28 protein-coding genes and 1 pseudogene are annotated in these 24437 nt (G+C 36.7%); 5 read left to right on the forward strand and 24 right to left on the reverse strand.

From position 1 onward, the window contains the following. Positions 1-11 precede the first annotated feature (11 nt). The 3 genes from O3646_RS03180 to O3646_RS03190 form a co-directional block, all read right to left on the reverse strand. Positions 12-818: a hypothetical protein gene (locus tag O3646_RS03180; protein ID WP_371610528.1), complete on the reverse strand. Its 807-nt coding sequence runs from the start codon at positions 816-818 to the stop codon at positions 12-14. 48 nt (positions 819-866) lie between these two features. Continuing rightward, positions 867-1061, reverse strand: coding sequence for a hypothetical protein (locus O3646_RS03185; protein ID WP_371610529.1), 195 nt, complete (start codon positions 1059-1061; stop codon positions 867-869). Positions 1062-1230: 169 nt separating this feature from the next. After that, entirely contained in the window at positions 1231-1797 is a 567-nt protein-coding gene (locus O3646_RS03190; RefSeq protein ID WP_371610530.1) for a hypothetical protein, read from the reverse strand. Between the two features lie 356 nt (positions 1798-2153). Here O3646_RS03190 and O3646_RS03195 point away from each other — a divergent pair, with 356 nt between their 5' ends. From O3646_RS03195 to O3646_RS03205, 3 genes are read left to right on the forward strand one after another with little or no spacing between them, the layout of a single operon-like run. Then, the gene (locus O3646_RS03195; protein ID WP_371610531.1) at positions 2154-2957 is read left to right on the forward strand and encodes a MerR family transcriptional regulator; all 804 of its coding nucleotides are present in this window, start codon (positions 2154-2156) and stop codon (positions 2955-2957) included. Then, positions 2954-3769: an ABC transporter ATP-binding protein gene (locus O3646_RS03200; RefSeq protein WP_023917889.1), complete on the forward strand. Its 816-nt coding sequence runs from the start codon at positions 2954-2956 to the stop codon at positions 3767-3769. Before O3646_RS03195 ends, O3646_RS03200 begins: the two co-directional genes overlap by 4 nt. Then, a complete protein-coding gene (locus O3646_RS03205) occupies positions 3766-4482 on the forward strand; it encodes an ABC transporter permease (RefSeq protein ID WP_023917887.1) in 717 nt (238 codons plus the stop codon). The genes O3646_RS03200 and O3646_RS03205 overlap by 4 nt, the downstream gene beginning before the upstream one ends. A gap of 235 nt (positions 4483-4717) precedes the next feature. On the opposite strand, the gene O3646_RS03210 is transcribed toward O3646_RS03205, so the two are convergent. The 7 genes from O3646_RS03210 to O3646_RS03240 all read right to left on the reverse strand — a co-directional run bounded on the left by O3646_RS03210 (position 4718) and on the right by O3646_RS03240 (position 8921). Continuing rightward, positions 4718-5161 carry a GNAT family N-acetyltransferase gene (locus O3646_RS03210; protein ID WP_371610532.1) on the reverse strand — a complete coding sequence of 148 codons (444 nt, stop codon included), beginning with the start codon at positions 5159-5161 and terminating at the stop codon, positions 4718-4720. Positions 5162-5176: 15 nt separating this feature from the next. Continuing rightward, entirely contained in the window at positions 5177-5614 is a 438-nt protein-coding gene (locus O3646_RS03215; protein WP_254727686.1) for a hypothetical protein, read from the reverse strand. A 14-nt stretch (positions 5615-5628) separates the two neighbouring features. Then, complete coding sequence (locus O3646_RS03220) at positions 5629-5967, reverse strand: type II toxin-antitoxin system RelE/ParE family toxin (RefSeq protein ID WP_247926245.1); 339 nt, start codon at positions 5965-5967, stop codon at positions 5629-5631. Further along, positions 5960-6253, reverse strand: a complete 294-nt coding sequence (locus O3646_RS03225) for a hypothetical protein (RefSeq protein ID WP_023917881.1) — start codon at positions 6251-6253, stop codon at positions 5960-5962. The genes O3646_RS03220 and O3646_RS03225 overlap by 8 nt, the downstream gene beginning before the upstream one ends. Before the next feature lie 259 nt (positions 6254-6512). Further along, entirely contained in the window at positions 6513-7250 is a 738-nt protein-coding gene (locus O3646_RS03230; protein WP_023917879.1) for a DUF4336 domain-containing protein, read from the reverse strand. Positions 7251-7282: 32 nt separating this feature from the next. Continuing rightward, positions 7283-8059, reverse strand: a complete 777-nt coding sequence (locus tag O3646_RS03235) for an alpha/beta fold hydrolase (RefSeq protein ID WP_247926244.1) — start codon at positions 8057-8059, stop codon at positions 7283-7285. 118 nt (positions 8060-8177) lie between these two features. Further along, positions 8178-8921, reverse strand: a complete 744-nt coding sequence (locus O3646_RS03240; protein WP_371610533.1) for a lysostaphin resistance A-like protein — start codon at positions 8919-8921, stop codon at positions 8178-8180. Between the two features lie 671 nt (positions 8922-9592). Between O3646_RS03240 and O3646_RS03245 the strand changes: the two genes are divergently transcribed. Together O3646_RS03245 and O3646_RS03250 are read left to right on the forward strand one after the other, a co-directional pair. Further along, a complete protein-coding gene (locus O3646_RS03245; protein ID WP_342983801.1) occupies positions 9593-10765 on the forward strand; it encodes an SIR2 family protein in 1173 nt (390 codons plus the stop codon). Continuing rightward, positions 10758-12383, forward strand: a complete 1626-nt coding sequence (locus O3646_RS03250; protein WP_342983802.1) for a helicase HerA-like domain-containing protein — start codon at positions 10758-10760, stop codon at positions 12381-12383. Before O3646_RS03245 ends, O3646_RS03250 begins: the two co-directional genes overlap by 8 nt. Positions 12384-13351: 968 nt before the next feature. On the opposite strand, the gene O3646_RS03255 is transcribed toward O3646_RS03250, so the two are convergent. The 14 genes and pseudogenes from O3646_RS03255 to aroA form a co-directional block, all read right to left on the reverse strand. After that, the gene (locus tag O3646_RS03255; protein WP_371610534.1) at positions 13352-13969 is read right to left on the reverse strand and encodes a DNA alkylation repair protein; all 618 of its coding nucleotides are present in this window, start codon (positions 13967-13969) and stop codon (positions 13352-13354) included. A 133-nt stretch (positions 13970-14102) separates the two neighbouring features. Continuing rightward, positions 14103-14978 carry a phosphotransferase gene (locus O3646_RS03260; RefSeq protein ID WP_342983804.1) on the reverse strand — a complete coding sequence of 292 codons (876 nt, stop codon included), beginning with the start codon at positions 14976-14978 and terminating at the stop codon, positions 14103-14105. 120 nt (positions 14979-15098) lie between these two features. After that, positions 15099-15527: an aminoglycoside 6'-N-acetyltransferase gene (gene aac(6'), locus O3646_RS03265; RefSeq protein ID WP_061564071.1), complete on the reverse strand. Its 429-nt coding sequence runs from the start codon at positions 15525-15527 to the stop codon at positions 15099-15101. Between the two features lie 629 nt (positions 15528-16156). Beyond that, the gene (locus O3646_RS03270) at positions 16157-16648 is read right to left on the reverse strand and encodes a phosphoribosylanthranilate isomerase (RefSeq protein WP_048789075.1); all 492 of its coding nucleotides are present in this window, start codon (positions 16646-16648) and stop codon (positions 16157-16159) included. 73 nt (positions 16649-16721) lie between these two features. Next, complete coding sequence (locus tag O3646_RS03275; RefSeq protein WP_229040388.1) at positions 16722-17126, reverse strand: ADP-ribosylglycohydrolase family protein; 405 nt, start codon at positions 17124-17126, stop codon at positions 16722-16724. A 40-nt stretch (positions 17127-17166) separates the two neighbouring features. Continuing rightward, entirely contained in the window at positions 17167-17784 is a 618-nt protein-coding gene (locus O3646_RS03280) for an SAP domain-containing protein (protein WP_049518197.1), read from the reverse strand. A gap of 104 nt (positions 17785-17888) precedes the next feature. After that, on the reverse strand, positions 17889-18017 hold the full coding sequence (locus tag O3646_RS03285) for an ADP-ribosylglycohydrolase (RefSeq protein ID WP_080983022.1): 129 nt from the start codon (positions 18015-18017) through the stop codon (positions 17889-17891). Positions 18018-18078: 61 nt separating this feature from the next. Next, positions 18079-18357 (reverse strand): annotated as a pseudogene (locus O3646_RS03290) (hypothetical protein); the annotation flags it as partial. Between the two features lie 112 nt (positions 18358-18469). Beyond that, positions 18470-18880: a hypothetical protein gene (locus O3646_RS03295; protein ID WP_368385316.1), complete on the reverse strand. Its 411-nt coding sequence runs from the start codon at positions 18878-18880 to the stop codon at positions 18470-18472. 45 nt (positions 18881-18925) lie between these two features. After that, positions 18926-20284 carry a 23S rRNA (uracil(1939)-C(5))-methyltransferase RlmD gene (rlmD, locus tag O3646_RS03300; RefSeq protein ID WP_371610580.1) on the reverse strand — a complete coding sequence of 453 codons (1359 nt, stop codon included), beginning with the start codon at positions 20282-20284 and terminating at the stop codon, positions 18926-18928. Between the two features lie 62 nt (positions 20285-20346). Continuing rightward, on the reverse strand, positions 20347-21663 hold the full coding sequence (locus O3646_RS03305) for an LCP family protein (protein WP_371610535.1): 1317 nt from the start codon (positions 21661-21663) through the stop codon (positions 20347-20349). Beyond that, positions 21660-22514 (reverse strand): prephenate dehydratase, encoded by an 855-nt coding sequence (pheA, locus tag O3646_RS03310; protein WP_371610536.1) that lies wholly within the window; start codon positions 22512-22514, stop codon positions 21660-21662. The genes O3646_RS03305 and pheA overlap by 4 nt, the downstream gene beginning before the upstream one ends. Further along, positions 22505-22990: a shikimate kinase gene (locus O3646_RS03315; RefSeq protein ID WP_320909268.1), complete on the reverse strand. Its 486-nt coding sequence runs from the start codon at positions 22988-22990 to the stop codon at positions 22505-22507. The genes pheA and O3646_RS03315 overlap by 10 nt, the downstream gene beginning before the upstream one ends. Then, on the reverse strand, positions 22983-24266 hold the full coding sequence (aroA, locus tag O3646_RS03320; protein WP_371610537.1) for a 3-phosphoshikimate 1-carboxyvinyltransferase: 1284 nt from the start codon (positions 24264-24266) through the stop codon (positions 22983-22985). Before aroA ends, O3646_RS03315 begins: the two co-directional genes overlap by 8 nt. Between the last annotated feature and the right edge of the window lie 171 nt (positions 24267-24437).

Consider the following 24437-nt stretch of genomic DNA (forward strand, 5'->3'; position numbering starts at 1 on the left):
TTACATAAGCGTTAAACTGGAAAAATATCTTCGACAAGTTTATAGGTTTCGATGAATCTAAGGCCAGAGGAACCTTTATCTCTAGTGATTTCTTCATAAATATCTTCTAAATTTTGGGCAGGTGCTAGCATCCAAAGACTAAAAGGTCTAAGTTTCACCTGTCCAATTTTTTCAATATTTTCTAATAATTGCCCTAAATCTTTGTGATTGAACCAGCAATCTGTAACGAGAGCAAACTTGGTATTGTCCATCTTACAGGAGATTTGACTGGTCAAAAAATCATCGATGGTGGGCTTTTTTGTCTGTAAGAGGCGCGTGCAAGCCAGATGATACTCAAGCTTTCTAGGACTCTGATCAACCATAGATACAAAGACAAGACCATACTCATCTTGGAACTTAACAGTAAGGAGATCTCCTTCTTCAAAATAAGGTTTACGTTTAGTTTTGGCTTTAGTGACCTTTAGAGGTCTAGGATTTTCAGTTTGCAACTGGATAGCAAGTTTATCCAAGACCTTTTGCCTTTGCTTCAAAGCCTTTGAATCTATTTCCAACCAAAATGGATCAGCCCCTTTTTTGAGAAGCTCCAAGGTTTTATCTCTGATATCGTCTGTCAGGTGACCAATCTTCCACAGTGCATAAGCAAGAGCAGTCCAATAAATTTCTGTAAAAAAGTCTGTTTGACAGTAATCTTTTTCCGCATCGAGAATATCCTTGATGATATTCGCTACATGTTCACCGTCTCTATAGCGACCGACTACTTCATTGTAAATGTCATAACCTTGATCACTGTCAATGATTTTAACGCCATCAATAGCCATTCTCAACTCCTAATGTTCAATCGACATCTTATTGATAAATCTCAAAGCTTATTTAATCTTATGCTTGTTCATTTTCTCTTGGAAAATAACTGTAAGAATTTGTTGCAATTCTTGAGCTTCCTTTTCAGGAAGTTGGCCTTCTTGTTCAGCTACTGCATACAAGTCTGGATACTCGAGCGATACTCTCTTAACAGTACGTGTAATGGCATGTTTTCTAACAAAAAATGGAATCCGTTTAATCATATCTTGAGGAATTAATGCGATAATCTTATTTTACAAGATAGGTTTTCCTGATTTCCATTTTCATGATAGATATTTCTCCTTAAGAAGCTAGATAGTGCTAGATGTTTCTCTTTACTGATCAATCCGTCTACTCAAGCAGTGGCATACACTCACAAAGAACTTTGTTTGACTATTGAATATCTTCCATCGCTTCTTTCACATATTCTTCGACATCTTCAATCTCTGTAAACAAAGGATCAAGGTGACAAAAGAAGTGCCAATCTTCGGCGCCTCTTTTTCTGTAGAGAATCGCTTCGCCGTCTTCACTTCCAAAAAAGCTTCTGTCGACTTCATAACCACTACGCTCTAAGAATTCCTTCGCCTTGCAGAAGTTTACTTCTCTGGCTTCGACATAGGCTTTCACTTCATCGTTGTTAATGACATACGCGTCGATTAGCGAGTGCCCTTCGATCATTTTATCGTTTTTAACGGATAGATTCGAAATTTCTTTCCAAATAATGTCCACATTTTCCTCAGAATTAAACGAAAATCTAGATAAAGGGACAATATTTCCATTGAAGACAATCTCCATATAATCCGGTAGATTTTTTGGATTAAAATACTCCACATCAAAACTATCTTCTTTTTCTAAAGTATATCCCGGGATTTGCGCTACAAAGGCTCTTCCCTCTTCTAAAGAATCAAACACGACTAAATCTTTTGAATAATTGTTTTGGTAAAATTCTAATAGATACATCATTAATCCTTTCAATATTTAGATAGAAGATAGTTTTTTAGCAAACTAATATACTCAACACGTGAGGATAGAGATTCAAGCATTATTTTTACTAAATAGGATTGATTGCTAAAAATTTCACCAGCTTACCTCCTCTTGTCTCATCCTCAATTATAACACGTTTCCACTCACATATCAGATATTTATTATTGGACCAAATAACCTTTTGAAATAGAAAACAAGCTCACCAATTCATCAAGTCTATATTTTTTATGAGATTCTTCATTAATGCTAAAAGATTTACAGTTTAAATTTTATTAAAAATCCTTGTTTATGACCTTACGTCATGATGTATAATAGGTATGAGGAGGTGGGTAATGATGGCTAAATATAGAGCAATTCCGGAAGGATTTATGACAGTTGGGGAACTTGCTAAGAAAATGGGCGTTACCATCCGTACTCTACAATATTACGATAAAGAGGGGATGCTTTCCCCATCGGCAGAAAGTGAGGGAGGTCGCAGGCTTTATACCGATAAAGATATAGTGCTACTCCATCAGATTCTATCATTAAAATCATTAGGCTTTTCTCTCAAGGATATAAAGGGGCGTTTGATCTCTTTGAAAACACCTGATGATGTTGCCAATGCTCTTACAGAGCAAGCAGATATTCTTCGTAAAAATATTGAACAACTTAAGGATTCTTTAGTCGCAATAGAGCAGTTAAAGGCAGAAGTTTTACAAATACAGACGGTCAATTTTAAGAAGTATGCAGACATTATTGTCAATCTACAGATGAAGAATGACTCCTACTCTCTCATTAAGCGCTTTGATGATAATACACTCGACCAGATACGCAGTCGATTTGACAAGAAAAGCGGACTTGACTTTATGGACAGATTGAACCGCCTAAGTGATCAAATCGTAGAGCTTCAAAAAGAAAACGTACCAGCTGAAAGCGAACAAAGCCAACAGGTTGTGAAAGAATACTGGGGCTTGATTATGGAGTTTACAAATGGTGATATGAGCATGCTTCCTAAGTTGATGGAAGTTGGTACTATTGATACCGCCTCAAACGCTTGGGAAGAAAAGCAAAAAATCGTCAATGATTATATAGGACCCGCCCTACAAGTCTATTTTTCAAGGCTTGGAACAAATCCTTTTGAGGAGGTAGAACCATGAAAAACGCAATAGAGGTTTCTGGATTAAAGAAAAGTTATGGTAGCAATATGGTTCTTAGTGGTCTCGATTTTCAAATCAAACAAGGAGAAATCTTTGCTCTGCTCGGAGTGAACGGAGCTGGTAAAACAACAACGCTTGAATGTATCGAAGGTCTGAGAAAATATGACGAAGGCACTATAGTTGTAAATGGGAAAACCGGAATTCAACTACAGTTCTCCTCTCTACCCGTCCACATCAAACCAATGGAAGCCATAAAGCTCTTTGCAAAATGGAATCATACATACATTGATGATGCTATGCTAAAGGCCCTTGGAATAAAAGAAATTGAACAGTCGCAATACATAGAATTATCCACCGGTCAAAAAAGGAGATTACATCTTGCTCTTGCACTTATCAGTAACCCGGATATTATTTTTCTCGATGAACCGACAGCGGGACTTGATGTTGAAGGACGACTATCTCTCCATGAACAAATCCGAAAGCTCAAATCACAGGAAAAGACAATCGTCTTGGCAAGCCACGATATGGCCGAAGTTGAAACCCTATGTGACCGCATTGCTATTTTGAATAGTGGAAAGATTGTCTTTTGTGGTACTCCTTCAGAACTGACAGACAGGTTGGGAAGAAAATATTTCATCCATTTAAAGACCCGGGACGGAGAGGAATCTTTTGAAACAGATACGATCGAGGATAGCTTAATTTCATTATTGGAAGAATGCAAACAGAAAAATATCCAGATATTGGATATCAAGGTTGATCGTGGCACACTGGAGCAGCATTTCATTGAAATGGCAAGGAGGGGTTTGGAATGAATGGTTTTTTATATAGCCTAACATTACAGTGGAAATTGGACATACGAAGTAAGTCTCTCTTGGTTACTTACTATATTGTACCGATTATTTTCTTTCTTCTCATGGGTGGTATTTTTACTTCCGTTATGCCTGAAATGGGTAGCACACTTATACAGTCAATGATTGTCATGAGTGTTTCAATGGGAGCCTTTCTCGGTTTACCGCCTTCCTTGATTGAAACATACGGAAGCGACATAAAAAAGATTTATAAAGCAAATGGTGTGCCTATTCATTTAGGATTGGTGACCATAGTTCTCTCTGCCTTTGTTCATTTGATAATGACTTGCATAGTGATCCTACTACTTGCTCCAATTTTATTTAAAGCAAGTCTACCAAGTCAATTTCCCTTATTCTTTCTCGCGCTTGCCATCTACATTTTTGTATCGTTGAGTATCGGAAGTATACTGGGCCTTACTGTAAAAAATCAAGCAAAGCTGACCATGATAGCGCAACTTGTATTTTTACCCTCAATTATGCTCTCAGGAATCATGTTTCCCATCACCTTACTGCCTGATTTTCTTCAAGCAATCGGGCGTCTTTTCCCCGCTTCTTGGGGATACCGCTTGATGCTAGATCATGGTTTTGGTCTTGAAAATCTTTGGTATCTGATTCTTGTATCTTGCATTGCAATAATATCATCTATCCTCCTGTTGAATAAACAAAAATCTAACTAGATGCCTGAATAATTCCATGCCAGCTTTTACTTTAAAGCAAAAGCGAGATAGATCGTAAAATCAAATGAAGAGAACACCAACAAAAAATCATCTGTTGGTGTTCTCTTCATTTTTAGATTTCTGAAAAAACCTCTTGTCCATGTATCAGTAGGTACCCTTTAACTCTATTTTTCATGAACATTGTTTTATAAACAGTAGATTACAGTCTTAATATATATGGAGATATACAACTGTTCTATATCAACGTATATTCATACAACTTTTCATCTACTTTCTGAAATCCCAAAGCCAAAAACATTCTTTGACTTTGGGTATTAAAAGGATAAATTTGAGCAGTTACCTTAACCATCTCTTTTTCTTTGGCCAGCTGTATCATTTTAGAAATACATCGTCTTCCGATCTGTAAATTTTGATACTCTTTGCTGATCACTATAGAAAGCTCTGAATTATCTTGAAGTGTCACATCTCCAACTAACACTCCCTCATATTGGATATAATAGCAAGAACCATGTGAAGTTAGGTAATCATACATTTTATGAAGTTTTGTTAGATTGTAAATCTGATCAGTATTATCCACTTGTTTGCAAACCTCACTATCTTGATACCAAAGAAGGGAGATGTCATCATTCCTATAATAAGGGATAAGAGTGATCTTATCATCTACTATTCGATTCATCATTACTTGTTCTTATTTCTATTTAGAAGCTTCTTCCGATACTTCAATATTTCCCATCAACCAATTGGACATCTTTTTGCCTTTGTCTTTATAAGGGTTGGGAGGAAACAAGGTGAAAGGGGGGATGCTGGCATCTGGGAAGAATAGTTCTACGCTTATCGTTCGCTCGCGATTATGATTGACGTAGGCGGTAAAATAGATATGGTAATGTCCACTCACATCACCACCATTATCATACTCGCCCCTAGCAGTATTTGGTAATAAGGTCACAGATTCTATGTCCTGCTTTTCCTGCGCTAAGTGTGCGATGATCTCACTCTTAATAGCAGCCTCATGATTTCTGACGAAATTCCCATCATCACTGTATCCAGGATGCTCACTAAGAGAATAGAAAACAATGACCATCAGAAAGGGGAGAGAAATTAAAAAAATGATTAGCTTATTTGATTTTAACATGGAGGTTCCGCATCCTACTTATAAAAAATCTTGACCCAATCCTGCTTTGCACTAAGGATACGAGCAACATACACCCTATGCTTCTCAATATAATAAAATGTAAGATAGTTCTCTATTGGCATATAACGATAGGGTTTTCCATCATTCGTCATCTCACCATAGCCCCGGCTTGATACCAGAGGACAGGCTTCTGGAAAGAGTTCTAGGGTCTCAAGAGCGCTCAATAGCAAATCGACTTTGCCATCTGCAGCTTGCTGGCTATAAAAATTCACAAGAATATAGTCGTGAATGTCACGCAAGTCCTGCTTAGCACGATCTGAAAGAAAGACCTGATAACGTTTCAAGTTAGTCAAGACCAAATTCCTTTCTCACATCGGCTACAGAAGTAACTTTTCCTTGAGCGATTTCCTGATGCCCCACTAAAATCTCCTTCTTCAAATCTTCAAAGGCTACCTGATACTGTTTGTCCTGCAAATCACTCGAAACAAATTCTTCTGGATCCACAGTCCCATTAGCAATTTTTCGAAGTACTGCATTTAGGACATCTGACACAGAAATTTTTTTATCCGCAAGCACCTCTTTTGTTTTTTGGTAAAACATCGCATCTGCTCGAAAATTCACTGCTTTCGTGTTTGCCATTTCTACCTCTCCTTTGTACATACAATTTGTATATACATACTACCATAAGATAGAGAGGGGAATCAAGTAAAAAATGGATTCTTCTTTCACTAAATCTAATTAAGAGATACCGATAGCTAATCTATATTCTTTCTCTCGTGTCATCTGATACCTCCTAGAATCAACAATTTAAGTAGATTCCACATCTTAATTTGACAACTCCAAGTAATTGTAGTCAATTATATTAGATATATTTTATTAATTTCTTTATAGTAAATTACTATTTCTCTAGCCAAGAGAACGCTTGGTTTAGCATTTCTTTTGCTTGTCCAACTATACACGGTCCATGAGAAATAATAATATTCTTAGGTTCCCATTTCTTTACTATACGATAACTCTTCAATGCCTGTTTTTTACTAAATAAAAAAGTCATTCTTAAATCTCTTGGTGTTTTACCATTTGGATAGTGATTATCGCCTATTTTAAACAGTAGCTTTTCAAAAATCGATACATTCTCAGTTTCTATGTTTTCAATAAGATCCGTTAAAATCAGAGTTGAACTTTCATTATGGAAAAAAACAACCTCTTTTACATAAAAACTTCCCTCAAATGTTGTAAAAAGAATTTCTTCGTTCCAATTGGCCTTGCTTAATTCCTGACCATAATCCAAACTCATTCCCGATTTTCTGGCACGCTTTTGAACACCACTAGCTAGCCAAACTTTTGCTTCAGGAAATAGTTGATGCCATTCATCTATATAACTATAATGTAAGACATTGGGTGCAATAAGGTGTTTTACCTCACCTAATCGCTTGATTTCAAAAAGTAAATTGTCATTAGGCTTAGTCGGTGAATGCACCCAAAGACCACCGTTCTGTAGACGGATAACTGTCATTCTAGTTGAAAAAGGCACTTTGAAGAATTTAAAATCCATCAGTACTTCTTCCCCATCCACAATCCATAGATTATCTGCTATCTTTTTTAAGGAATTGAGGGGACTATATTTTCTGACTTTCATGAAACTCTGCTTTCTAAATTAATAAAGTATAATCAATCGTTATTCTCCAAAAATGGCACCACCAAATCAATCCACTCTTGAGGTAGATAAGCTGATAAATAGCCGTGGTTATAGCCCTTAGCTTCATACAGGATCGTATTGGGATGGAGCTGCTGAAATAATTTCGCCGATGCTTTCACACAGTTCAATTCTTTTTCACCATAGATATACAGAACCTGCGCCTTACTAGCAGAAATTGTCTCCTTTAGCTTGTAACGTCCCATATAGGTTTTGTAAATGGTCACCAATGTTTTGATAGGTGTCCTTGGCAGATCCTTTAAATAATATGCTTTTATCTCCTCTGGATAAGCCAGTTTAGGATAGAGTTTGTTCATCATGCTTAATTGAAGTTTGCAAGAGAATTTACTGAACATCAGTTTACCAAATAATGATACTAGAAAGATGCTGATTTTAGCTAGCTTTGGTTGAGGAATACAGAGGCTTCCATCTATGATGACCTTCTCAGCTATCTCGCTGTCTAAGGACAAAAGCTCCATGGCAATTTGACCACCAAGTGAAACGCCACCGATCGCAAACACCTTTCCACCACAGTTTGCTTTGACATAGTCTAGGATCTCCAAAGCAGAATCTTCCGTAGAAACATAATCGAGTGGATATTCTTCGCCATGGCCATTCAAAGTAGGTAAAATAACACGGTAGCCTTTTGATAAAATCCGTGCTTGACGAAGATAATTCCACCAAGAACTGCCACCGCCATGTATCAGTAAGATAGGAGGCAAATTCTTATCACCAAATTCATGGAATTTCATGTTTAAACTCCTTACTGTGAGACTTTCACTAGATACATCCTTGTTTAATCTGTTTAAAGAAGCTGTGATCTAAATACATCAATCGTTACTTTCGATAATAGTTAAACTGATCAAAAATTTAAAATATTTTTTTCTTACTAATTCTATTACTTGCTAATATTGTATAAATTAAATAAGCTATAAAAATGATAATAAAAATAAGATTAATCTTCAACACAAAATAGAGATTTAACAAATTTGCGAACGCATGAAATAAAATACAATACCCCACAGATTTCGTTTGGCGGTAAAGAAGCCCTAAAACAAAACTTAAAAATAACGTATATATAAAAAATAAAATAAAAGGAAATCCTTGATGACTTTCTCCTACTATAAACCATAAAGGCAGATGCCAAATCCCCCAAATTGATCCTACAATCAAATTAGATTGCCAATATGTATATTTTTTATCAAGTAAGGGTTGTAATATACCTCTCCATCCTAATTCTTCATGTCCACCACCAAAAAAAATTAATTGAATAAAGAATAGTGGCATCAGATATATTGGTACTCCGTTTAGTTCTAAGGAAGATACAGAAAATAGTATCAAAATTGTTAACAGGTGAATAATAAAATAAATACTAGTATTTTCTTTCTTACTAAATACAAAATGTTGAAATTTTATATTATTCCTTTTCAAATAAAAGCCACTTGCAATAGCTGGTCCAAGTGCACCTAGTATATGTAATGTTCTACCTATAATCGTTTCTAATCCCCAAATATCAGATCGTGTAAATATGGCAAGAAGCCCCCAAGTTATATAAGTAATTCCAAATGTAATATAAAGATAATTTTTTAAATTCCTTTTATCAATTTCTGTCATTTTATCTCCATATCTTGATTATAACATAGCTCAGACAGCAGTCCAAATATCAATATACCCTACAACCCAATATTAAAACAGGAGATATCTAAATCCTCCTATTTTAATATTATATAGTATGATAAAAGCAGACCTGTCTCAATTTCGAGGGAGTCTCTTTATTTTCTTTCAGATTTCCTCTTTTCTTCATGTTTATCAAGTTCTTTATTTAATTTTTTAACAAAAGACGCTCCTAGCCACTCTGCGACTTGTGCTAAGAATACCAATAAATACTCATAAAAAGTCAGCAAGAGATAACCACAGAATAGAAAAACAGTAATTAGAACAATTGAAGTAATATTACTTCCTTAATTATATCAATAAATTATTTGAGACACAATAAGCCGAATAATCGCAGTAGCGTAAAAACGACAGGCCAAACGCACGAAGAAAGTAACGTTTTCAGAAAGCTTGTTTTCTTAAAATATTGTAGATTTCCGATACAAGTTATGTTAGAATTTGGGTATGAAATACGAAAAAGATGCTTTTGTAAGACAACTGCATATTAAAAATTTGCCTTTCTAGTGAACTAGGGAGGTATATTTTTTTCATGCGTACGACGTGTAAAAACGACGACTACCATCGCTTAATAATTTATTTAGTGGTATAATGCTATAAAGAGGAGTGCGCATATGATAGATAAATATATAAGCAATACAATGAAGCTATCACAAGATGGCAAAAAATATTTTAAGAATGAGCGAGAACTACTAAACGATAAAGAACAGCCAATCGAAAAAGACGATTTTGATCATATCATAAAAGATGAGATTTTTAGTTTTATCAATCCATTCGATAATATAGTTCTATTAGCTGGCGCCGGAGCTTCTGTCGTACCTAAACAAGATGGTAAGCCTAATCCAAATTTCGGTCATACTGTAGCCATGCTTGGAAATGAGGTAAAAGCTAAACTCGTTTCGCCTACATACTATACTATCGATGAGTTATCAGAAAAATGTAGATACAACTCAGAAGAGTTTAACTTGGAAGATTTCTTATCTCATTTACAAGCGTATTTACAATTTATATCTGAAACGAAAGGAGAAAAAAAGTTTAAACAATCGTACGATGAAATTATTAAAATCATAAAACAGAAGACTTCTTATGATTACGACTCTCATCACTTCAAACATGCAACATTAATAAAACAATTAACAGAACTACTTACCACTCCAAACAGACTTTCGATAGTTACCACTAATTACGATACTATAGTCGAAGATAGTGCATATAGTCTTAATTATACTGTATTTGACGGTTTCACCTTCTCTCACAAACCAGCCTTTGATGTTGATATGTTTGATTGGTATCTATCTAAACCTATTCCGGATGTAAAATCTCAAAAAGAAGCTTATAAAAAATCAGTTATTAATTTATTGAAAATTCATGGCTCCTTAACTTGGGAGCAGGATGGAGATGAAATTATTAGAAAAGATAAAAATAGTATCAAGGAACCAATAATGGTCTTTCCGAGCTCAAATAAGTATATGCAAAGCTACGAACGACCTTATTTTGAACTATTTTCAAAATTTCAAGCATTACTACGTAAACAGAATACCGTTTTAATTACCGCTGGTTTTAGCTTTGCTGATAATCATATTTCTAGAATGATAATTCAGGCATTAAAAACAATCCCAAGTTTAAGTATATTAGTTACAGACTTCGACATTTCCCCTGCGACCCCTAATAAAAACTGGAACGAGCTAATAGATTTAATGAAGAAAGATTACAGTATTGCTTTCCTTCAAGCGACTATGAATTCAAATTTAACCGATTATTTTATAAGAGGTAATATCAATGATTGACAATCTATACACCATCGGCGACAAAAATGATTTTTATTTAGGTATGATTTCTCAAGTTTATAAAAACTCGAGCGTAGTTCAAGTCGAAAATCTTTCCTGGCTCAAATTTAGGAAAATTCGAAAAGAGTTATTGATCCCTAACACTATAAATTTTCTTGTTGTTGTTGAATCTACTCTGGGAGTCTTTCTTGGAGAGGTCTACCAGTCGAAACTTCCAAATTCGGATAGTGTTCATAGTGCACTCTTAAAAAATGATTCAGAAAAAATTTATCCAGAACTTAGCATAGATATAATTGGAGTGATGTCACATAATAGCAATAGATTTAAACTATCCGGTTTCGCTACAGTGGGACTAACAGATAGGGTCTATATTGCAAATAAAAAAATAATTGATATTTATTTACAATCGATTGAACTCAAAAGCGACAGCACAGCTAATAATGAAACTAAATTAGAATCATTCGCGAAATTTTCAAATATGTCCTCTAAAGAAGTTTCATTGTACCCTAGTACACTATTTGATAGACATCTTATGGCTATCGGAACGACGAATAGTGGAAAATCTACATCCTCTCTATCTATTTTAGATAAATTGGTTCAAAATAATAAAAAAGTACTAATAATAGATCCCACTGGAGAATATTTGCATTCGTTTGACGAAAATGAAAATGTAAGAAAATTAAACTTAGGCATTGATACGATTTTAGATACAGGTCGTTTATCATTTAGTCAATGGGCTACATTGTTTGAAACTAACGACTCTACGCAACCCGCTGTGTTAGCAGATGCAATTAAAAGTTTACGTTACCAAAAGAAAGGGGATTTAGATGGAGTATATAAGAAAGCGGGCAAAACACCCGTTAAGGTTTCTCAAGATATGTCTAGCTTAAAAGTTAAAGACACTTCTTTTGATTTATCGTTACTTTCAGCACAAATTACCGAGGAAGCCGTTGAGCTTAGTAGAGATATGAAGACATATATTGCTGGGGCGTTTCAGTTTAACCAAAAACAATGGCTTGTGCAAAAAATAGAATACAAATTATCAAATACTAGGTTATCAGAATTTTTCGGCTCAAAAACCGACGAGAACTCCGACTTAATAGAAGAGATTAATAACTTTATCAATAATAATATTCACAGCTTATATATAAATACTTCATCTATCGGTACAAGCGATAGTATCGGTGGAATGATAATTGATTTAATAAGTACTTACATTATAGATTCTAAGAAAAAAGATGATATCGCATTTGTTATGTATATCGATGAAGTCCATCGATATACTAGGTATAATCAAGAAAACAGTTATCAAATAGGTTTAACCTCTATCGCTCGAGAGGGCCGAAAAAAAGGGATCTTTCTATTCTTGACTACACAAAATCCACAAGATGTACCCAAAGAACTTCTCGGACAAGTTGGTACTTTACTCGTTCATCGTCTTACTCACCAAAATGAGCTAGAAAGCATTAAAAATCATCTATCAGAGCAATCTTATAAGCAAATCACTAAATTAAATCAAGGAGAGGCTATATTAAGTAGTATTAATTTAGTAAGGGATTTGCATTTGGAAATAATTAAAAGTAATAGAAATCATGCAAATTCTACAACATTACTATAAAGCATAGCCGCTATTATTTGCATGTTAACTAAATATTTTTAGTTACTATTGAGACCAAATACTCAGTAAAAATTATATGTTTTTACTGAGTATTTTTGTTCGCATTGCTATTCGCTTCGAGTGAAATTTTGTTGGCGTGCCACCGCAGTTTCTGAGGTGTTTAGTCAGGCGACTTATTATCTATTCTGGGTTATTTTGGAGGCCATTATGGCATTATGTATTAGTAAAAACGGCATTTCTTGAGAGTTTAAAAAGTTATCTATTAGTAGAAATAAATTAACTCAATCAAGAAACTAAAGTATTGTTATTGCTACTATTTTTTAGTTCCTAATATTAAAAGCCAATCAAGTAAATACAATCGCTTGATCTGAAAACTGTATCTAACTATTCAACGATTCCCTTTATATTTTTGTTTAATATAAAGCTATTTTTTGCCCTATTGACCATTTATTTTATTAAAATACTTTCAAACCTCTAATTCAAACCTCCAACAACAGATTGTAAAAAATACATCGAAAATAAACTGGACTTCCTTTGTGATGAGAGTTACTGATTCATCGGAGAAATATAAAACGAGCGAAAATGAACTCGCTCGTGAAAATTAGATAATGGACTGCTCGGTTAGGTATGGATATTATTTTACAAATAACATTTTTTACTGCTTCTTAGTTAGTTTCGCTATATAACTACCTATATTCTATCACAAAAACATAAAAAAGCCTTACATTCAAGGCTTTTCATATTCCCTTTCGTTCAAAGGTTTTAAGATTTTATCAGCAAAGCTACACATTTAGCGATTCGAACTTACCGTATCATTTCGTCGGTTTCCCTCCTCATTCTACGAGTCCTATCCCATGGGCGAAGCATCTATATTATAGAACGAAAGTGATAGAGTAGTTGTTTAAAATTATACTATAGAATGAAAATATTTTATAGTTACCATTTTTTAACTTTATAGTTTAGAATTATCATTTAACAAATTTACTTGCTAGCTTGTAAACTTGTTGAATCTCTTTACTTTCTAATTTCCAGCTATCAAGCTCAATTTTAATCAACTCCGGGAATTTCTTACTAATATCCCTCAAAGCATTACCGACTGAATTTCTAACGTATTCACTAGAATCTTCTTTTAATGTTGCGATTCGTTTAATAGCTTCATCTGGATTATCCTTGAAATATGGTCTACTCGTCCATATTCTCAAACCTTCTGTAACAGCTCTTCTGACATTTGGATTATTATTTTGTAGCCAGTCGTCAATAACCGGAAGAGATTTTTCATAACCTGTTTGCTTACAAAATTCATCAAATGCTTTTGCTAATACTTCTTGAACTCTCCAATTGTCATCCTTTGAAACCTCATCCCTCATAAAGATCAAAATTTCTTCATACGATGACAAATGGCCAAAGAGAAATACACTGTACATTCTAACTTGATATACATTGGATTTAAAAGCTAAAAATGCTAATTCTTTGGTATACACATTATCGTTTGATAGATAATCAGCAAGAGCTCTTTTCTCTTCTTCTTTAAATCCATTTTCTATTAAAGAGAATTCTTTTTCTAAATTTAAAATATATTCTTTCATGCTACTTGCCCCCAAAACAACATTCCAAGTTTCAAGATAATTCTCGATAGGTATTAATAAAGAATTGAATTCGTTATAATATGAGCAAATAATCTTGACATTTTTTCAAATTGATATTTAAACTCTTCTATTATTAAGCCTTTTTCTCAATCAAATACCAACTAGGAATGATTTGCTTCATATCATCATACCATTCTAAAATTTCCTTAGCTTGATGTTGCATTACTGATACTTCTTCAGCTCCGTATGGTACAGCCCATGGCAGAGCACCAACTATGTTATTTAGAATATAGATAGCGAGAAGCTTCCAAAATAAATCCGGAACCTTATGATCAAAATATCCATCTATCATACCAGACGCAAAAGAGGGAGAAACTTGAGCAGACCATACAATACGATTGAATTCCTCCCAAGGATCTCCCAGATCAAATCGATCAAAGTCAATGACATAAATTTTATGATCTTCACCAATCATGAAATTCCCGATGTGATAATCTCCATGTTGGAAAACCTGAGGTCTATCTTTTAACAATTCTCGATTTGCATTTAAAAAATCAATAAAGATCTGACTATTTTCATATTGAACGGGACATTCTTTGTATTTGGAGATTTTGTCATCAATTTTTCGATTATAAAAGCCCTCCCAATCTTCACGAACTTCTGTGACAGGGAGTGAATGAATTTTTTGAAGGATTCTTCCTGCTTCTACTCCGTAAATGTATTGTTGTTCTTTTGAAACAGTTAAAATGGTTTCTCGAGCATCTTTCCCATCTATCCATTCATGTAAAGAATGTACTTCGTCATCGCATAGTTCTATGTTAATCGGTTTACACATCGGAACTCCAAGAGAAGCTACTTTCTCCATCATATCAAATTCAAATTTTTTAGAATCTAACTTCTCCTTATCAGAGACACGCAAGAAATATTTTTGCTGATTTTTATCTGTCACACAATATTTTTTATCATCTGACCAGCCTTTATTTATAGCTATCTTACTACTAAAATCCATCAATAACTCCTCGATTAACTTTATAACATTACTATATTCTTAACTAATGAAAAGTAATTCGTAGTCCGTCCATTCTTTCACACTTCCTAAAGATACATAAATTTTGACCAAGTTCTGAAATTATAATTTCTTCTTAAAATGAATAATTCTATTTGCCTCCTGAAATCCAATATTGAGATGAAATCTTATAGAATCCGTATTCGTTAAAGTACAGTCACTTGCAAATTCCTTACATCCTTTATTTTTCGCCCATTCCTCACATTTTGTACAGAGATTTTTAGCAATATCCTTTAAACGATATTCCTCGTCGACAATAATCCCTTCTAAGAATCCAACAGGACTATATTTACAACCTTCAACATAATCAAATCTGAGTGAACATAGTGCTAGACCTACAATTGTGTCACCTTCAACTTCAGTAAAGATTGCAGTATTTTTGCCATTCGTATATCTTTTTACTTCATCAATAGCTTCTTTATCGGTCAATTGGGGCCATAATTGTTTCATTAGTTTAGCCATTTTTATAGAATCTTTTGTTATTCCATCCATATTGATGTTCCTCCGCAAATTACAAGCAAATGTTTCGAATCATGCTGTTACTTTGTTACTCATTGATTGATACCAATACCATCCCCTTCTACTTTTCGCTTTCTCAGATCGGAAGAGCAGAGCCACGCAATCAGCGACTCGGACTTACCGTATCATTTCGTCGGTTTCCCTCCTCATTCTACGAGTCCTATACCCCAGGGCACCTTCTCGACCTTCGGTCTCACCTTGTCCCATGGGCGGAACATCTACTTCTACTTCGTTGATGCCACAACTCGTACAAGCAGTGATACCGCCTCAACATGTGGTAATATGCTGCTTTTATACTAATAAACAAAAGACAATGAAAATCATTTTAAAATGATACTGTGGAACGGAAAGATTATCATCACTTCCAAAAGAAATGACATCCATAACTCCACTTAAAATTACAATTGATAATTCTCTAACATTAATCATCTAATTATAAAATCGTTACTTTCAATAATGGATAAGCTGATCTAAAATTTAAAATCCTTTTCTTTACTAATTCTATTACTAGCCAATATAGTATAAATTAAATGACCAATAAAAATGATGATAAACATAACATAGCAGCCTGACTTACAACTTACTACTTTTCATATGATAATTTACAAATGTCTTTCCAGCCACTCGATCTTTTTAAAATCCTTATTGTTATTGTGATCATTTCGATAGGAGTCTTGAGAAGAAGCTTTGTAAATACTTAGATACTGCTCCAGACTTGGAAGACGAAAAGCGATGCCTTCAATGTGAATAAGCTCTATATCCGATTCCGAAACTCCTGCAAAATCAAGTAAGGAATCGATACTTCCAAATTCAACACTCACTCTATCCTTTTGGAATTCATGCTCATGAATATCTATTAAGACGTAGCCTAAGTCTTTCATCACTTTCATTATCTTGTCCCATTCATAAATTCTGAGATGATCAGGTGCTTCCCAACCTCTAGGGTCACCAGGCACATGAATGTCAATGTCAGACGGCCCCCAATTTTCTTTCGTTCTAAACTCCAATCCCAAAGACCCCATCAGTGTCGGTGTAATTCCGACTCGATTTAAATGGAAACAAATAGTTTTAAATTCTTCAAATAAGAGACTCATGTTTACTCTAATCCTTTCATATAAATGTTCGTTTACACTTTAGTTACCTAGATCAAGATTTAGATAATGAAAACTAGTCAATTTTCTCAATAATGTTTCCAAGTCTATCTAATACAAGACAGGAATAGTCATTTAGTGGGATTATGTGAACATTAACGAGTTCTTCAGCAGCACAGAGAGAAACACGCATAGCAGATCCATTTCCAAAGCTATTGTAAGGATCACGATTGTCACTATTGATCCAACTACTAAACCGAGCAGCGTAGCCCGCATCGGGATACATTTTTCCATATTTCTTCATGGCGTCAATAAAGTCATCTTTCTGACCACCATTCATGATTGCTTCTGCGACGGCGCAGGTCATAACAGTATCATCTGTGAAAAAACAATCCTCACGAAATAAGGGAAAATCCTTCGTTTTAATATTGTTGCATTCGTAAACTGAACCTACAATGTCTCCAATAATTGCTCCTAGCATGGTATTCCTCCTTACGAACTATTGGTTTAGACTGACATTTCTACTTGCCATACTCTTTTATTTTATCAACATATTCGGTTAAAAGATTCTTTGAGTAAATTTTTTCATTTTTTGAATTTCTAACTTCTTTCCAAAGAATAGAAGCAACTTTTAATTTGTTTGAGTAGTTGCGACTATTTTCGTCTGCACAGAAATCCTTTAGAAATTGATTCCATTGACAAACCGAATGGTCATACTTAGCATAGTCTGAGTTTCCATAATAAACTTTTAGCATATCTTGGATTGTAAAACTCAAATCATTTTCTCTTTTTACTTTTCTCCAAGCAGTCGCCATATCAGCAGTAAATTTAAAGGGCGAAACATCTGTTAAAGTTGAGAAATATTCTCTAAAGTGTGCATTAAAGGAGAATCCGCATTCAAGTAAGGGCGTATCTAAGGTAACGACTTCTACTAGTTTCTTATTTCTTTTTGTTGATGATTTTTTAATCAAATTTCCCTTAAAGTACTGCTCAATAATATCATTGAGTTCTTGTTTTGTACCTCTATTTTCAAGCCCTAATGACTTGCATATCTGTGAAAGTTCATCACGATACCAGTAGTATTTATTAAACTCATCAAAGGATGATATTTTTTCAAACACAGGTCTGCTTTCTATCAATATAACACCTCCTTAAAAACAGTTTAGGTTTTCATCTCAAAATAATGGAGTTTTAGTTTCTTTATTTTGAGGATTAACTACGTTTCACTAACAAACTCACACACTCAGCGGTTCGAACTTACCGTATCATCCGTGAAAAAACAATCCTCACAAAATAAAGGAAAATCCTTCGTTTTGATATTGTTCCATCCGTAAACTGAACCTACAATGTCTCCAGTAATTGCTCCTAGCATAAGATTCCTCCTTCAAGACTGACATTTCTACTTGTCATACTCATCTATTTTATCAGCATATATCGTGTTTAATGGATAGATTTGTAATATCTTTCCAAACAATGATCACATTTTCCTCAGAATTAAACGAAAATCTAGATAAAGGCACAACGTTTCCGTTATAAATAATTTCCATATAATTCGACAAGTGTTTGGGGTTCACATACTCCACTTCAAACCCATCTTCTATTTCTAAGGTATATCCAGGTATTTGAGAAACAAAGTCTTTTCCATCTTCTAAAGAATCAAACACGACAAAATCTTTAGAATGATCATTTTGGCACAATTCCAATAGATACATCTTTCATTCTCCCAATATTTGAAAAGCTAACCGATATTTTAAGCAACTTACAATCAAATTATCTAGCCTTAATATACGCATTTATCATATAACGAAGATAATTAAGTTTGGTTTATCCAGGATCTACATCTATAGAAGTTATTTTATAACCATCCTCTTGGTATAAAAATTCTAATTGTAGGGTTAAATCTACTAATTCAGAATCGGAGGTCATCTGATATTCAACAGCAAAGCCAGTTTGATCATTAAATTCATAAACTTGTAATTGAGAATACTCATAATTCGGATGGAAATTACATTCTACACCATATTCATCAATTTTATCAAAATCATTTAATTGTAATGACTCGTCGATATATTCAAGTAACTCTTTTACATCAGTAACTTCTGAACCATCAACACAATCCATAATATCTCTATAATTATTTAGATGAATTGCTCTTAAAATCTTTTTAAGTACTTCAATTACTTTTTCTTCATTTTGGTAGTTCTCTTTGTACTCAAAATCATCGAATATTCCCATGATAATAATTCCTTTTTTTGTAATCAAGTTTAAATCTTATGAAAATTAAAAATGTTTCTCAAACAAGCTTACACACTCGACGTGATGCGTCTGCGGAAATAAATCAACCGGCTGGACTTTCTTCAATTCGTATCCCAACTCTTGATAGAGTTTGATATCACGCGCCATAGTAGCCAAATTACAGGAGATATAGGCGATGCGGTCAGCGCCTGTTTGGACGCTTGCTTTGATAAAGCTTTCGGTCAAACCCTTGCGTGGGGGATCGACTAGGATAGCAGTTGGCTGGATTCCTTCCTTGAGCCAATTCTTCATGGCATTTTCTGCTGTATCACAGACATAGTGGGCATTGGTGATGCCGTTTAAGCTAGCATTCTTCTGGCTATTCTCCACAGCTTCGGGGATAACTTCTACCCCATAGACTTCCTTGACATGCTTGGCAACTGATAGGCCAATGGTCCCGATTCCGGAATAGGCATCGATAACCACATCATCTTCACTTAAGTCTGCAAAGTCGATGGCTGTCTGATAGAGCTTCTCTGCCATTTCGGTATTGACCTGGTAAAAGGCTGGTCCAGAGATTTGGAAGCTATTTCCCAACATTTGGTCAGTAATGTAATCCTGACAATAAAGTGTCCGCCATTCTTTTCCAAAAATGGCATTGGTATTCTGGTCGTTGATATTTTGCATAACGGATTTGATGGCTGGGAATTGCTGGATCAACTGCTCGATCAACTGGTCCACACGGAACACCTTGGGACGAGTAGTGACCAAAATGACCATGATTTCTCCAGAATGATGACCTCGGCGGACCACCAGATTGCGAATTAAGCCAGACTGTTCCTTTTCATCATAAGGCTTGAGATCAAACCGACGAATCAAATCTCGAAGAGCCAAGACTACTTGGTCAATGACTGGATCTTGGATATAAAAATCTTCAATCGGCATCAAATCATGAGAGTTCTTCCGAAAGAAGCCTGTCTCTACCTGACCATTGACACGACGAACAGGGACCTGGGCCTTATTGCGATACTGGACAGGGTTGTCCATCCCCAAGGTCAGGGGTACTTCGATATCAGAGATTCCTGCCATCTTGTAGAGGCTATCCTTGACCTGCTTGGCCTTGAATTTCAGCTGCTCCGAATAAGCTAGGTGCCCTAAGTCGGCAATACCGCTTCGCAAGTAAGCTAGGTCTAGCTCTTCATTGCGGTGAGGGGATTTTTCTAGGTACTCCTCTACTTTTCCGTAGCCGATCTTCTTATTGACTTTGAGCACGCGCATGCGGATAACTTCTCCTGGCAGGGCATTCTCCACAAAAAAGACCAGGCCATCGACCTTAGCCACTCCTGCTCCCTCGTGTGTCAAATCGACAATCTCAACGGTTACAATTTCATTTTTCTTTAACATCATTTTCTATCTTTCTACAAATTAAAAGGGATGGAGTCCTAAACTCCTATCCCCTTATTATATCATCTCAGTCCCATTTGGTACAATTTCTTTTTATAAGCGTCAAAATCAACCAGCAATCCTTGGCCACCGTACATATCGTAGGCATCGACCCAATCCCCATTTTCTGGGATGGTTACTCGTTCAATTCCTTTTCCAGCACTACCGACTAGGCCAAGTCCATTGGTCAATAGGAAAGAGAAAGGAACATTGGTAGACGTCATGGCAAAGACTTTCCCAAGGGCTTCAGATCCCGTAAAGAGTTTGGTTGGATCCTTGATCTGATGCATGATAGCGGACATGACCTCTTGTTGGCGACGGGTCCGACCAAAGTCTCCTTCATCGTCCTTGCGGAAACGCGAGTAATTGAGAAGGGTCCGGCCATCCATCCGTTGTTTTCCAACCTTGATGGTTTGCTGCGGAACGACACCGTCTTTCATGTTCAAATCATCTGGTACTTCTACTTCACTGACCTTTTCGCCATCAACCGTTGAAAACTGCGCATTCATCTCGACCCCATTTGGGAAGAGGGTATCGATCGCTGTCGCAAAGGTCTTGAAATCGACCATGGCGTAATATTGGATGTCAATGTCAAAGTTATCTTTGAGCATCTGACGCACCAATTCAGCCCCTTGGTTGTTATTTTGCTCACCGATGGTGAAGGCAGTATTGAGCTTCTGGTCATAGTAGCCATCATATTCAGGAATATTTTGCTGGCTTACACCATCGATATGGACCAGTGTATCCCGCATGAAGCTGACCATCTTGATCTTGCCTTCTTTGTTATTAACATTGACCACCATGATGGAGTCTGTCCGGGTTTCATCTGACTTCTCACCGATCCGACCATCTGTCCCCAAGATCAGGATATTAACCCCATCTCGCGACTTCTTGCCGTTAAATTTCTCGACGACAGCAGGCTTGGCATCTTTACCAGCTGGTTTACTGTTGAGGCCTTTCACAAACATAAAGACCATGCCACCGATAATGAGCAAGAAAAAGAGAGCTATCCACTTGAGGATCCGCTTGACGCGGATCTTTTTCCGTGGTTTCCTAGGTAGATCGCTCGTCGCAGCAACTGCTTTTTTCTTTGTTTTTTTGCTACGTGATTGGTAAACAGGAAGGTCACCAATCGGTTCAGCAATCTCCCCTTGCACTTCTTCAGTAGCAGCTACTTCAGGCTGTTGAAGGGGTTCTGTTTCCTCATAAACTCCTTGGCTTTTTTTGAGCAAATAATTGTATTCTAGTTGTTCTCGTTCATTCAAATAATGAAAATTTGAGTATAAGTACTCTAATCGCTTTCGCTCATGGTGAGATAGAAAGTTGGATTCGTTACTCATCTTTTCTCCATTCCGTTATCTTTTATGGTATAGACCTGATACTGACCCAAGACTTTTGTCTGAATGCCCAGACTGTCTAATTCTTGATAGGCAAACTGCACTAGATCAGGCGCTTCATTTAGGAGGTCAATAATGAAAAAGTATTCTCCTAAAGCTGTTTTTAGGGGGCGACTTTCAATCTTGGTTAAATTGATTCCCCGCCAAGCAAAGGTGGACAAACCCTTATAGAGGGCTCCTGCCAGATTACTTGGCAAGGTTAAAGCCAAGCTAATCTTTTGACTCGAAAGATTTAAAGTTTCTGAAATCAAGGGCTCTTTTGTCCCTAAAACCCAAAAACGTGTGTAGTTGTCCTCGATTTCTTGGATATCTTTGGCCTGGACTTCCAAACCGTACTCACTGGCTGCTGCCAGAGGGGCAATAGCCGCAATCTCCAATTCTGGATGTTCTGCTACATAGCGGGCTGCATAGGCTGTTGAAGCCGTCATTTCCATAGCCACATCTGGATAATGGGCCCTTAGAAAAGCCTTCCCTTGGGCCAAGGCCTGTGGATGCGAATAGACCGTTCGAATAGGCCGATCTTTTCTAGCCACCAAGAGCTGTTGCTTGATGGGATAGACCACTTCTGCAACTGCCTGGATGGTCCCTTGGTGAAAGAGGTAATCGATGGTCTCGTGGACACTGCCTTCAATCGAGTTTTCAACTGGGACGACTGCAAAATCAATTTCTTGATTTTCATAGGCCTTAATAACATCTGTGATCGTCCGATAAGCGATGCGTTCAGAAGTTGGAAAGCTATGAGTGGCCACATCATGGGTAAAAGATCCCTTGGGACCAAGATAGCCTACAAGCATCGAATGATCTCCGCAATTTCTTCAGGTGTTTTGTCCTCGACATCCACAATATGGGTAGCAATATCCTCATACAAAGGCAAACGACCATCAAAAATCTTCTTGAATTCTTCTTTGGTGTGGTTTAAAAAGAGGGGACGTTGCATGGCTTTGTCATTTTGAATGCGTCTGTACAAGGTTTCAAAATCTACCCGCAGATATATGTTGTGAGGATTTTTTTCCAAGAGCGCACGGTTATGAGGGTTGACGACAATCCCGCCTCCAGGAGAAATAATGGCTGCTTCATTTTCCAATAAACGCTCCAGCATTTCAGCCTCGCGACGACGAAAGGCAGCTTCTCCTTCCACTGCGAAATAGTCATTGATCGACATACCGATCTCTTCAACAATTAATTCATCCATATCATGGAACTTTGGATCAAGAATGCGACCAACGGTCGTTTTCCCAGCTCCCATAAAACCAAGTAAAATTTTAGCCATGCAGTAAGGTCTCCAAATCTTCAAAAAAACTAGGGTAACTGGTGTTAATGGCCTCTGCCCGATCCAACACCACATTTCCATCTCTCACCAATAAGGCAGCAATGGCAGCCATCATCCCAATCCGGTGATCTCCAAAGGTCTCTAAGTCAGCTCCATGTAGGGGAGTTGGTCCGGTGATGACCATACCGTCTTCCGTTGGCACGACATTGGCACCCATAGCATTGAGACTATCTGCTACGACCTGGATGCGATCCGTTTCTTTCACACGAAGCTCCTCAGCATCCGCAATCACGGTCTGGCCATTTGCTTGTGTCGCTAGTAAAGCAATAATCGGCAATTCATCAATCAAGCGTGGAATCAACTCCCCATCAATCCGAATCCCTTTTAAGGACGAAGTCTTAACAGTGAGACTTGCAGAGACCGCTTTTTCATCGCGATCCTCCATGGTGAGATCTCCCCCCATTTCTTGAATCACTTCGAGAATCCCAGTCCGCGTTTGGTTGGTGCCCACATTTTCAATCTTGATCACACTATCTGGCAGAACGAGGCCAGCCACTAACCAAAAGGCTGCACTGGAAATATCTCCAGGAACGATGACTTCTTGACCTTGGAACTCTTGTCCGCCCTGGATGCGGATGATTTTTCCGTCTACCTGGATCTCTCCGCCAAATTGGCGAATCATATCCTCTGTATGGTCACGCGTCTTTTCCTTCTCGATAATCGTCGATTCACCCTCAGCCTGTAGAGCCGCAAAAATGAGAGCAGACTTGACTTGAGCCGATGCCATTGGCAAACGGTAATGAATCGGTTGGAGCTGACGGGTCCCTTTTTCATGTAAAGGTGGGCAATCGCGATCTCCCTGACCAGCAATCTCTACCCCCATCTGACGCAGTGGGATCGCGACACGATCCATGGGACGTTTGGAAAGACTATCATCTCCAACCATAGTCACTGCAAAATCCTGACCTGCTAGAACACCCGATATCAAACGAATAGACGTTCCTGAATTGCCCATGTCAAGGGGAGATGTCGGGGCTTGAAGACCTTGAAAGCCTACTCCTTGAATCCGAATCACATCCCCGTCATCTTGGATGGAGACTCCTAAATCTCGAAACACCTGGATGGTAGAAAGCACATCTTCGCCTCGCAAGATATCATAGACCTTGGTTTCGCCCTTTGCAAGACTTCCAAAAATAATGGATCGGTGACTGATGGATTTGTCACCAGGGACACGAATGGTTCCCTTTAGACCCTTGCTATTGGTTCTTAATTTCATTGCCATCTCCAGAGTGCTTTTCCACATATTCTATCATAAATAGGACATGAATTCAATTTTTGATCAAAAATTTGGAACAAAAAACGAATGTTTCCAAGCATTTTTTGAGCTTGTTTTCCTCTAGTGGCGAACGAAAATACCAGAGTCGAAATGACAACTCTGGTAGAAAAT

The sequence above is a fragment of the Streptococcus sp. 27098_8_148 genome, from assembly GCF_041432105.1.
Lineage (GTDB): Bacteria > Bacillota > Bacilli > Lactobacillales > Streptococcaceae > Streptococcus > Streptococcus parasanguinis_AE.

What these genes read in the sequence shown, in the direction of transcription:
- O3646_RS03180 (WP_371610528.1), bottom strand. Translation starts at nt 818, where the DNA reads ATGGCTATTGATGGCGTTAAAATCATTGACAGTGATCAAGGTTATGAC.
- O3646_RS03185 (WP_371610529.1), bottom strand. Translation starts at nt 1,061, where the DNA reads ATGATTAAACGGATTCCATTTTTTGTTAGAAAACATGCCATTACACGT.
- O3646_RS03190 (WP_371610530.1), bottom strand. Translation starts at nt 1,797, where the DNA reads ATGTATCTATTAGAATTTTACCAAAACAATTATTCAAAAGATTTAGTC.
- O3646_RS03195 (WP_371610531.1), top strand. Translation starts at nt 2,154, where the DNA reads ATGATGGCTAAATATAGAGCAATTCCGGAAGGATTTATGACAGTTGGG.
- O3646_RS03200 (WP_023917889.1), top strand. Translation starts at nt 2,954, where the DNA reads ATGAAAAACGCAATAGAGGTTTCTGGATTAAAGAAAAGTTATGGTAGC.
- O3646_RS03205 (WP_023917887.1), top strand. Translation starts at nt 3,766, where the DNA reads ATGAATGGTTTTTTATATAGCCTAACATTACAGTGGAAATTGGACATA.
- O3646_RS03210 (WP_371610532.1), bottom strand. Translation starts at nt 5,161, where the DNA reads ATGATGAATCGAATAGTAGATGATAAGATCACTCTTATCCCTTATTAT.
- O3646_RS03215 (WP_254727686.1), bottom strand. Translation starts at nt 5,614, where the DNA reads ATGTTAAAATCAAATAAGCTAATCATTTTTTTAATTTCTCTCCCCTTT.
- O3646_RS03225 (WP_023917881.1), bottom strand. Translation starts at nt 6,253, where the DNA reads ATGGCAAACACGAAAGCAGTGAATTTTCGAGCAGATGCGATGTTTTAC.
- O3646_RS03230 (WP_023917879.1), bottom strand. Translation starts at nt 7,250, where the DNA reads ATGAAAGTCAGAAAATATAGTCCCCTCAATTCCTTAAAAAAGATAGCA.
- O3646_RS03235 (WP_247926244.1), bottom strand. Translation starts at nt 8,059, where the DNA reads ATGAAATTCCATGAATTTGGTGATAAGAATTTGCCTCCTATCTTACTG.
- O3646_RS03240 (WP_371610533.1), bottom strand. Translation starts at nt 8,921, where the DNA reads ATGACAGAAATTGATAAAAGGAATTTAAAAAATTATCTTTATATTACA.
- O3646_RS03245 (WP_342983801.1), top strand. Translation starts at nt 9,593, where the DNA reads ATGATAGATAAATATATAAGCAATACAATGAAGCTATCACAAGATGGC.
- O3646_RS03250 (WP_342983802.1), top strand. Translation starts at nt 10,758, where the DNA reads ATGATTGACAATCTATACACCATCGGCGACAAAAATGATTTTTATTTA.
- O3646_RS03255 (WP_371610534.1), bottom strand. Translation starts at nt 13,969, where the DNA reads ATGAAAGAATATATTTTAAATTTAGAAAAAGAATTCTCTTTAATAGAA.
- O3646_RS03260 (WP_342983804.1), bottom strand. Translation starts at nt 14,978, where the DNA reads ATGGATTTTAGTAGTAAGATAGCTATAAATAAAGGCTGGTCAGATGAT.
- O3646_RS03270 (WP_048789075.1), bottom strand. Translation starts at nt 16,648, where the DNA reads ATGAGTCTCTTATTTGAAGAATTTAAAACTATTTGTTTCCATTTAAAT.
- O3646_RS03275 (WP_229040388.1), bottom strand. Translation starts at nt 17,126, where the DNA reads ATGCTAGGAGCAATTATTGGAGACATTGTAGGTTCAGTTTACGAATGC.
- O3646_RS03285 (WP_080983022.1), bottom strand. Translation starts at nt 18,017, where the DNA reads ATGCTAGGAGCAATTACTGGAGACATTGTAGGTTCAGTTTACGGATGG.
- O3646_RS03295 (WP_368385316.1), bottom strand. Translation starts at nt 18,880, where the DNA reads ATGGGAATATTCGATGATTTTGAGTACAAAGAGAACTACCAAAATGAA.
- rlmD (WP_371610580.1), bottom strand. Translation starts at nt 20,284, where the DNA reads ATGTTAAAGAAAAATGAAATTGTAACCGTTGAGATTGTCGATTTGACA.
- O3646_RS03305 (WP_371610535.1), bottom strand. Translation starts at nt 21,663, where the DNA reads ATGAGTAACGAATCCAACTTTCTATCTCACCATGAGCGAAAGCGATTA.
- pheA (WP_371610536.1), bottom strand. Translation starts at nt 22,514, where the DNA reads ATGCTTGTAGGCTATCTTGGTCCCAAGGGATCTTTTACCCATGATGTG.
- O3646_RS03315 (WP_320909268.1), bottom strand. Translation starts at nt 22,990, where the DNA reads ATGGCTAAAATTTTACTTGGTTTTATGGGAGCTGGGAAAACGACCGTT.
- aroA (WP_371610537.1), bottom strand. Translation starts at nt 24,266, where the DNA reads ATGAAATTAAGAACCAATAGCAAGGGTCTAAAGGGAACCATTCGTGTC.